The following is an 8210-nucleotide window of genomic DNA, read 5'->3' as shown; positions in this document are numbered from 1 at the left end:
TGCGCGCCCGGCTCGCCGAGCTTCGCCGCCGCTTTCCGCCGCAGGGCGAGGTGGCGATGACCGGCCACGCCCATATCGACCTCGCCTGGCTGTGGCCCTACGAAGAGACGCGGCGCAAGCTCAGGCGCAGTTTCTCGACCGCGCTGGCGCTGATGCAGGCCGCGCCCGAATTCCGCTTCAACCAGTCGAGCGCGCATTTCTATGCGCAGGTCGAGCAAGACGATCCGCAACTCTTCGCCGCAATCAAAGCGCGCGTCGCCGCCGGCCAGTGGGAGCCGATCGGCGGCCTATGGGTCGAGCCCGACACCAACATGCCGTGCGGCGAAAGCCTGGCGCGGCAGATTCTCTACGGCCAACGCTATTTCGAGCGCGTCTTTGGTCACAAGCATCGCGTCTGCTGGCTGCCCGACTGCTTCGGCTTCTCGCCGGCGCTGCCGCAATTGCTGCGTCAGGGCGGCATCGATTCCTTCCTCACCATCAAGGTCACTTGGTCGGAGACCAACACATTTCCGCACGACCTGTTCTGGTGGGAAGGGCTCGACGGCAGTCGCGTGCTCGCCCACACGTTCGACAATCCGATCGGCGGCTACAACGGCGAAGCGCGGCCGGGCTGCGTCGCGCCGACCTGGGCCAATTTCCGCGCCAAGGCGCGCCATCCCGAGACGCTGCTGGCGATCGGCTACGGCGACGGCGGCGGCGGCCCGACGCCGCAAGGAATCGACAACGAGCGGCTGATGCGCGAACTGCCGGCGCTGCCACGCGCGCGCTGGGCGCGGGTCGACGACTTCTTCGCCCGCGCCCACGAAAGCGCCGCCGCGACCGATGCGACGCCGACCTGGCGCGGCGAGATCTATCTCGAACTGCACCGTGCGACGCTAACGACCCAGAGCGGCGTCAAGCGCCGCCATCGCCGCGCCGAGGCGGCGCTGATCGCCGCCGAGACCGCCGCTTCGCTCGCCCATCTCCTCGGCGCGCCGGCGCCGGAGAGCCTCGAGCCGCACTGGCGGGTTCTGCTCAAGAACCAGTTCCACGACATCTTGCCCGGCTCAGGGGTGCGCGAAGTCTATCAGGACGCCGAGGCCGAACTCGACGCGGTCGTCGCCGCCGGGCGCGCCGAACAGCAGCGTGCGCTCGAAGCGATCGCCGACAAGCTGCCGAAGGGTGCGCTCGACGACGCGCTCATTGTCGTCAATCCGTCGCTGTCGGCGCGGCCGCTGCGGCTGACGCTCGACGACGGCGCCTTCGTCGCCGCCGACGCGATCCTTCCGCCGCTCGCGATCACAATCGTCAGCCGCGCGGCGCTGAAGCCGCCCGCGGGCTTGTCGATCGACAACCGCCGGCTCGAAAACGCGACGCTCAGGGTCGAGATCGGCGACGACGGGACGATCGCCAGCCTGGTCCACAAGCCCACGCAACGCGAGGCGCTCGCCGGGCGCGGCAACCAGCTCTGGCTCTATCCGCAGGATAAGCCGCGCGCCTGGGACGCGTGGGACGTCGAAGAGGATTATTCCGCGCGCGGCGAGGAATGGCGCAGGCTCGATTCGATCGCCATCCTCGAAGACAACCCGCATCGCGTCGCCTTGCGCGTCGAGCGCAGTTGGCGGTCGTCGCGCATCGTCCAGACCTATGCGCTCGCCGCCAATGGCCGCCGGCTCGACATCGACACCTTCATCGACTGGCGCGACCGGCGCGTGCTGCTGCGCAGCCTGACGCCGGTCCACGTGCGCGCCGAGCGCGCCGCGTTCGAATGCGCGTTCGGCGTGGTGACGCGGCCGACCCACCGCAACACCTCGTGGGACGAAGCGCAGTTCGAAGTCGCCGGCCACCGCTTCGCCGATCTCGCCGAACCGGGCTTCGGCCTGGCGCTGCTCAATGACGCGAAGTACGGCCACAGCGCGCGCGACAACGTGCTGGGCTTGAGCCTCGTCCGTTCGCCGGTGTTGCCCGACCCGCTCGCCGACGAGGGCGAGCAGCGCTTCGCCTACGCGCTGATGCCGCACGCCGGGACGTGGCATGAGGGCGGCGTGCGCGAAGAGGCGGAGGATCTCAACCAGCCGCTGCTCGTCGGCCTCGCCGGCGGCCTCGCGCCCGGAACGGCGGCGCCGCTCGGCTGCGACGGCCTCGCCGCGGGCTTGGGCGCGCTGAAAATCGCCGAGGACGGCGACGGCCTGATCTTGCGCGTCTACGAGCCCGCCGGCGCCCGCGGCCATTTCGCCCTGCGCCTGCCCCAAGGCTGGCGCGACGCCGGCCCGGTCGATCTGCTCGAACAGCCGGCCTCGCCCCAAGCCGAAGGCTGGCTGAGTCCGTTCGAAGTCCGGAGCTGGCGGCTCAGACGGGGGTAAGAAGTCCAAGTCGCGGTTTCGCCGAAACGTCCTCACCGTGGGGAGCCTCCGCGCTAGGCGCCTCGAACAGCCCGCCCTGAGCAACGCGAAGGGGCGAGGACGTCGCCGCCGAGCCACGAGCGCGAAACGCTGGCCCTCCTTGTCGCTCGAGACGCGCCGCCGAGGCGGCGCTCCTCACGATGAGGAGGACCGGCGCAGCCCTTTTTCCCCGAAGCGACGCCGCGGCGCCATCGCGCTTGTCACGGCGGGGGCGATTTGTTAGACGACCCGCCTCGCTTCGCGCCGTCCGCGCGACGCGTCAGCGGTCATGGCGGAACTGGTAGACGCGCTAGCTTGAGGTGCTAGTCCTTTAACCGGGGTGGAGGTTCGAGTCCTCTTGACCGCACCATTTGTATCTAACTGGTTGGTTTAGTTGAGTTAATTTCTCCCCGCACCAGGGGGCAAAATTGAGGTGCGCAGCGCCCGCTTGACACGCGCGCAAGATTGTATTGCGCCTGCACAAACGGCCAACGACCAGGAGAAGCGCACAGCGACTCATTGCGAGGTGCGGTGAAGCGGCCGTCCGATCTCATACGAACAGCGGACACCGTGCAAAGATAATGTTATCCTTGCACCACCCTTGCCGAGGCGGGGGACCAAGCGATGTTTCATTTCGTCGCCAAACTCCATCCCGAAAATCACGCCGAAGTGCGAAAGGAAGGTTTCGAGACCGAGGAACTGGCCTTCGAGAGGGCCTGTAGTTTGCTAGCCTCCCGCGAAGTATTCGCCTGCGTGATCGAGGATGACTGTCGTTCGGCGCAGGATCCCGACGCCGATCGGCGTCGTAAACTTTTGACCACTAACGGTTTGAACGGATCAAAATTCGAGGCCGATCAACACTCCAACCGTATGAAGCTCGGATCGCCGCTCTCGAATGACCCGCCGGCAAGCAGACGCCGGAACTGGAATTTCTACAGGAATAATGGAGCGGCTACGCGATCAACTCAGCCAGATGAGCTGCCGAATTTGGCGGTGTATAGGCCAACGGCTCCTGCGCACTCTCGAGTCCGGCGGCGACCGCATCCTCAACATGCTCCAGCCAAACGAACTCCAATTGCCGACGCGTCTCCCCAGGAATGTCCTCGAGATCGCGACGGTTCCGCGCCGGCAGCATGACGCGCTTGATGCCGGCGCGCTGCGCAGCGATGACTTTCTCCTTCACGCCGCCGACCGGAAGCACGAGGCCGCGCAGACTTATCTCGCCCGTCATGGCCGTGTCGTTCCGGACGTTCCTGCCGGTCAACAGGGACGCTAAAGCCATAAACATAGCGACGCCGGCGCTTGGGCCGTCCTTTGGCGTCGCGCCGGCAGGCACGTGAATATGGATATCGAGCTTCGCAAATCGAACGGGGTCGATGCCCAGCGAACTCGCGCGGTTCTTGACAACACTTAGCGCTGCCTGGGCGCTTTCCCGCATCACTTCCCCGAGTTGGCCGGTGAGGATAAACCCTCCGGCGCCGGGGTTGCCGGTCGCCTCGATAAACAAGATATCGCCGCCGAACGGCGTCCAGGCGAGCCCAGTGGCGACCCCAGGCAGGCTGGTGCGCAACGCCACCTCATCCTCGAAGATCGGCGCCCCAAGGACGACGGCAAGATCCTTGACGCCGATCGTGATTGCGCCGACTTCCCCTTCCGCGATCCGAACCGCCGCATGGCGTAGCGCCTTGCCGATCTCGCGTTCGAGATTTCGAACGCCCGCCTCCCGCGTGTAGTGGGCGATGATGTCGCCTAACGCCTCGTCCGTAATCGCGACTTGGCCTACGAGCACGCCATTTGCCTCCATTTGACGCACGACCAGGTAGCGACGCGCGATTTCAAATTTCTCCGACGCTGTATAACCGGCGAGGCGGATAACCTCCATGCGATCACGAAGCGCGCCTGGAATCGTATCGAGCATGTTCGCCGTCGCGATGAACGTCACGCGGCTAAGATCAAACGGCACGGCCAGGTAGTTATCGCGAAAGCTGTTGTTCTGTTCGGGGTCGAGCACTTCGAGGAGACCTGAAGCGGGATCGCCGTGCGGCCCGGCGCCCAGCTTGTCGATTTCATCCAACATCATGACGCAGTTTCTGGCGCCCGCTTTGCGAATTCCCTGAATGATGTCGCCCGGCAAGGCGCCAATGTACGTGCGCCTGTGCCCCCGGATTTCCGCCTCATCGTGAATGCCGCCCAAGCTGACGCGGACAAATCTCAGATTCATCGCCCGAGCAATCGACTTGCCCAAGGATGTCTTGCCCACGCCGGGCGGCCCGACAAAGCAGAGGATCGGCGACTTCCCGTTCGGCGCCAGCTTACGAACCGCGAGATATTCGACGATTCGCAACTTGATCTTCTCAAGTCCAAAATGGTCCTCATCAAGGATGCGGCGCGCCACGGCGATGTCGATCGTGGCCTCCTCAGGAAGCCCCCACGGCAATTCGATCAGCCAGTCGAGATAGCCCCGAACCATGCCGTACTCGGCGGCTGATTCCGGCATGCGCTCCAGTCGACGCAATTCCTTGCGCGCTTGATCCTCGACGTCTTTGGGCATCGCGGCCTTGGTGATCGCAAGACCGAGTTCCGCCATGTCGCTGGTCTTGCCTTCGTCGCCCTCGCCGAGTTGGCGCTGAATCGCCGCCATCTGTTCGCGCAGCAGTATTTCACGACTGCGAGCGTCGAGGGACGCTTTCGTCTCTCGGCCGATGGCTTGGGTTACTCGCATGACTTCGACGCGATGCGCCAGTATCCGCGAAACTAGGTCCAGACGGGGGCCAATTTCGACAGCTTCGAGAATCTCCTGCTTCTCCTCGGAGGTCGCGTCCATGTAACTGGCGACCATGTCGGCAAGCTGGCCAGGCGACTCCACCGACTGGATGGCCACGATCATTTCGGGAGGCGCTTGCGGCAGCAGTTGCAAGGCCTCCAACGCCTGCCCCTTCAAGAAGATGAAACGCGCTTCGATTTCGGTTGAGGCCTGAGCAGGCTCCGACTCCAAAATCGGTCGAACCCGCGCCACGAGAAACGGGCGCCCTTCCAGGAACTCGACAATCTCGAATCGCTGCACGCCTTGGATCACGAGATGATGCGCTCCATCGGGAGTCGTGACGTACCGCGCGATATTGGCGATGGTGCCGACACCGCGCATCTCGGTAGCCAGTGGCTCGTCGATTTCGGCGCTCTTCTGCATGAGAACGCCGATTTGCCGCTGCTCGCGCATCGCCTGTTGCGCGGCCCTCACGGAAAGCGACTGCTCAATCGTGATGGGGAGCAGGGTTCCGGGGAACAAGACCGCGTTGCGCACCGGTACGATGATAAGCGCATCCTGCGGTGTGGAGGACGCGTCCTCGGACGTTGCCGGCGCGATGTCGTCGAGCGGCCCTTCAAGCTGACTCTCAGTCACCGAGCGCCCCCAATTTTTCCAATACTATGGTGAGACAGCCGTCGGCCGCCGAGCTGCGGACCGCGGCGTATGGGCCCGGCGGAAGCGACACATGACGTTCGAATCGACCCTGCGGAAGTTCGAGACGATGAATCCGCGCCGCATCAAGTTCTCTCGGAAACGATCGAGTTCCCGAGAGACTTAGAACGTCGCGATCGAGTGAGACATCGATTCTGCCGGGCTCGACCCCAGGCAAAGCGACCACCACAATCACCGCTCTCTCGGTTTCCATCACATCGACCGGAGGCTCCCAAGTGGGAACGCGGGAGCCGGCTCGGGCTGGACGAAACATCTCTCGATGCAAGCGTTCCGCCCGATCCAGCATTTCAATTGCTTCTGACCACATCCAATGACGCGAGAAGTTCGACCCGATTACTTTGTTTGCTGCTCGCATGTTCAAATCAGACCTGCTGAAGCGAGATGCCGATTGGAGGCGAATGGCGCCGGCGACGCCCGCTTTCCATTCAATTTCAAGCTCGGCTGCGTACTCGCAATCCAACCCGTCTGGGCGACGCGATCGACGATCCAAACCGACACCGCCCCGCCGCCCAGCATGAAAGTGGCGCCAATGAGCGCGTCTTCAATCGAGCTGTAGCGAGTCTCCTTGAGTGCAGTCCTCGGAGCCGTCAACGTAGTCACGGAAAAGCTCATCGCCATTATCGTTCCCCATGGGGAGTCTGCCGCCAACGACAATGTGCGTCGGCGAACACGAACAAGCTCGCATAGCGCCGTCGGATTGCGGAGGGCCGGAAACTACCTATGCCGGCAGAGACGCGTCAGAAGCTACGGTCTCGCTCTCAGCAATCGACGCGTCAAATGATCGAATGCAGAAAGGCCTTCAGGGCACGAGAACGGCGGCGCCGTCGAAGCGACCGGCGCGGAGATCGGCCAGGGCCACGTTGGCGTTCCTGAGCGGATAGGTCGTCGTGTGCGTGATGATGCCCATCTTCGGCGCCTGGCGCAAGAAGTCGATGCCGTCCTGCCGAGTGAGATTGGCCACTGACACAAGCTGACGCTCTTCCCAAAGCAGCGCATAGGGGAAGCTCGGGATGTCGCTCATATGGATTCCGGCGCAAACGACGCGCCCGCCCTTGCGAATAGCCTTCAGCGCCCGCGGGACGAGCTCCCCGACTGTCGCAAAGATGATCGCGGCGTCGAGTTGCTCCGGCGGCGTTTCGTCCGAATCTCCCGCCCAGGCGGCCCCGAGCGTTCGGGCGAAGGCCTGCGTGGCGGCGTCTCCGGGGCGCGTAAAGGCAAACACCGATCGCCCCTGCCACCGCGCGACTTGGGCTATGATGTGAGCGGCGGCGCCGAAGCCGTAGAGACCGAGATTCTTGCCGTCGCCGGCGATTGCCAGCGACCGCCAGCCGATCAGCCCGGCGCACAACAACGGAGCAAGCGACACGTCGCTGCCGACTTCGCCGAGTGGAAAAGCGAAGCGCGCATCGGCGATCGTCGCCGTGGCGAAGCCCCCATCACGGGTATATCCGGTGAAGACCGGATGGTCGCACAGGTTTTCCCGTTGCATGCGGCAATAGGGACAGACACCGCAAGTGTGGCCGAGCCACGGGACGCCGACGCGCTCGCCCATTGACAGCCCTTCCACGTCGGCTCCGATCGCATCGATCCGGCCGACGATCTCGTGACCCGGGATGATCGGCGCACGCGGGTCTGGAAGTTCGCCATCGACAACATGCAAGTCCGTCCGGCAGACGCCACACGCGACCACCTTGACGCGGATCTGCCCCTGCCCGGGCTGCCTGTCAGGCAGATCGGTCCATTCGAGGGGAGTCCTGGGTCTGTTCAGCACCATCGCCTGCACGGAATTCTCCTTTGCTTCCACGCTCGCTTGCCGACAGCGCGATAGGCGCCTCTGTCGGCGCCGGGACGATAAGGCTTGGCGAGATTGAGCACGACGCCTGAAAAGACGCCGCCCAAGGGTTCTGAAGCACGAGGCCGAGCACAATGGCGATAACGCCGGAGGCCGCCAACAGGCATATCAAAGACGTCGGCCACTATGGCGAGAACGGCGGTGACATAGACGGCCCCGACGACGAGGTCCCCCGGGAATCGCGTTCCGCGAGGCTGCCCTTTGAAGACCAGAACCGCACAGAAGAACCCAGCAGACAGCCACGCCGCCGCAAGCCACCAGACAATCTTGAAGACGCTAATTGCCAGGTACTCGAAGTTTGGATCGCCTTTTGGCGTTGCCTCGGACGGCAAGGCCCCGGCGGCGAACAACATGATCGTGAAGCCGGCGAAAGAGGCGAGTTGCGCGAGGAACCGCGCAACGGGGTTCTTGTCGAAGGCGATCCGCGTCACGAGAAATCCGGCGACGAGAAACGCGCCGGCCAGCGCCAGCGCGTTGGCGAGCTGCGAGTACCTGGCAATCGGCGTTTTCAAGATTGTCT

6 protein-coding genes and 1 tRNA gene are annotated in these 8210 nt (G+C 64.3%); 2 read left to right on the top strand and 5 right to left on the bottom strand.

All coding sequences use genetic code 11. The annotated features are described in order from the left end of the window. Together ABSF49_RS11245 and ABSF49_RS11240 are read left to right on the top strand one after the other, a co-directional pair. The coding region (locus ABSF49_RS11245) for an alpha-mannosidase (protein WP_424112745.1) at positions 1–2342 on the top strand (2342 nt) is incomplete at its 5' end. A gap of 301 nt (positions 2343–2643) precedes the next feature. Next, a tRNA-Leu gene (locus ABSF49_RS11240) sits at positions 2644–2730 on the top strand. Positions 2731–3312: 582 nt separating this feature from the next. On the opposite strand, the gene lon is transcribed toward ABSF49_RS11240, so the two are convergent. From lon to ABSF49_RS11215, 5 genes are all read right to left on the bottom strand, one after another. Further along, complete coding sequence (gene lon, locus ABSF49_RS11235) at positions 3313–5760, bottom strand: endopeptidase La (protein ID WP_424112744.1); 2448 nt, start codon at positions 5758–5760, stop codon at positions 3313–3315. Then, positions 5753–6193 (bottom strand): Hsp20/alpha crystallin family protein, encoded by a 441-nt coding sequence (locus ABSF49_RS11230; RefSeq protein WP_424112743.1) that lies wholly within the window; start codon positions 6191–6193, stop codon positions 5753–5755. The genes lon and ABSF49_RS11230 overlap by 8 nt, the downstream gene beginning before the upstream one ends. 2 nt (positions 6194–6195) lie before the next feature. Continuing rightward, a complete protein-coding gene (locus tag ABSF49_RS11225; protein WP_424112742.1) occupies positions 6196–6450 on the bottom strand; it encodes a hypothetical protein in 255 nt (84 codons plus the stop codon). 187 nt (positions 6451–6637) lie between these two features. Next, positions 6638–7621 carry a zinc-dependent alcohol dehydrogenase family protein gene (locus ABSF49_RS11220; RefSeq protein ID WP_424112741.1) on the bottom strand — a complete coding sequence of 328 codons (984 nt, stop codon included), beginning with the start codon at positions 7619–7621 and terminating at the stop codon, positions 6638–6640. Continuing rightward, on the bottom strand, positions 7603–8202 hold the full coding sequence (locus tag ABSF49_RS11215) for a hypothetical protein (protein ID WP_424112740.1): 600 nt from the start codon (positions 8200–8202) through the stop codon (positions 7603–7605). The genes ABSF49_RS11220 and ABSF49_RS11215 overlap by 19 nt, the downstream gene beginning before the upstream one ends. Between the last annotated feature and the right edge of the window lie 8 nt (positions 8203–8210).

It is taken from the genome of Roseiarcus sp., assembly GCF_049514155.1.
In the GTDB taxonomy this organism is placed as follows: Bacteria; Pseudomonadota; Alphaproteobacteria; order Rhizobiales; family Beijerinckiaceae; genus Roseiarcus.
Note: the sequence above shows the minus strand (reverse complement) of the source record. Positions and strands in the feature narration are given on the sequence as shown.